At 72.0% G+C, this 1,084-nt stretch carries 1 protein-coding gene; it reads right to left on the bottom strand.

The window, feature by feature from the left end; all coding sequences use genetic code 11:
* Nucleotides 1-265: 265 nt before the first annotated feature.
* The coding region (locus tag AC07FY_RS33000) for a phosphohexomutase domain-containing protein (protein WP_479014141.1) at nucleotides 266-1,084 on the bottom strand (819 nt) is incomplete at its 5' end.

Genomic DNA, 1,084 nt, shown 5'->3' with positions numbered 1-1,084 from the left:
CCCGAGGCGGAACCCGGCTCCGCCGGGCACCGGGCTCCGCCCGGACCCGCGCCTCAAACGCCGGCGGGGCTGGATTGGGCTTCGACCGCGTCGGCGCGGTGGGGGTGAGCCCGGGCGGGGCGTCGGTGCGCGCGGGCCGGGCCCCGCCCGAGGCGGAACCCGGCTCCGCCGGGCACCGGGCTCCGCCCGGACCCGCGCCTCAAACGCCGGCGGGGCTGGATTCGGCTTGGCCGCGTCGGCAGGGCGGGGCTGGGATGTGTCTGCGTCAGGCGCGGATGAGGGTCAGGACCTCGTCGCGGACCTTGGCCAAAGTGGCCTCCTCGCGGGCCTCGACGTTCAAGCGCAGCAGGGGTTCGGTGTTGGAGGCGCGGACGTTGAACCACCAGTCGGCGCCGGTCGCGGTCAGGCCGTCCAGCTCGTCCACCGTGACGCCCTCGCGCCCCGCGTACGCCGCCTTCACCGCCGCCAGGCGGGCCGCCTGGTCCCGGACCGTCGAGTTGATCTCACCCGAACCCGCATACCGGTCATAGGAGGCCACCAGCGACGACAGCGGACCCTGCTGACCACCCAGAGCCGCCAGCACGTGCAACGCCGCCAACATGCCCGTGTCGGCGTTCCAGAAATCCTTGAAGTAGTAGTGCGCCGAGTGCTCACCACCGAAGATCGCACCCGTGCGCGCCATCTCCTCCTTGATGAAGGAATGACCCACCCGGGTCCGCACCGGCGTGCCGCCGTGCTCGCGGACCACCTCGGGCACCGACCACGACGTGATCAGATTGTGGATGACCGTCCCGTGGCCGCCGTTGCGGGCCAGCTCACGCGCCGCCACCAACGCCGTGACCGCCGACGGCGAGACCCCCGCCCCGCGCTCGTCGACGATGAAGCAGCGGTCCGCGTCCCCGTCGAACGCGATCCCCAGATCCGCGCCCTCCGCCACCACCCGCGCCTGCAGATCCACGATGTTCTTCGGATCCAGCGGATTGGCCTCGTGGTTGGGGAACGTGCCGTCCAGCTCGAAGTACATCGACACCAGATCCAGCGGCAGACCCTCGAACACCGTGGGCACCGTGTGGCCGCCCATCCC

It is taken from the genome of Streptomyces sp. NPDC045967 (assembly GCF_056430495.1).
This window is presented reverse-complemented; position numbering and strand designations above follow the sequence as displayed.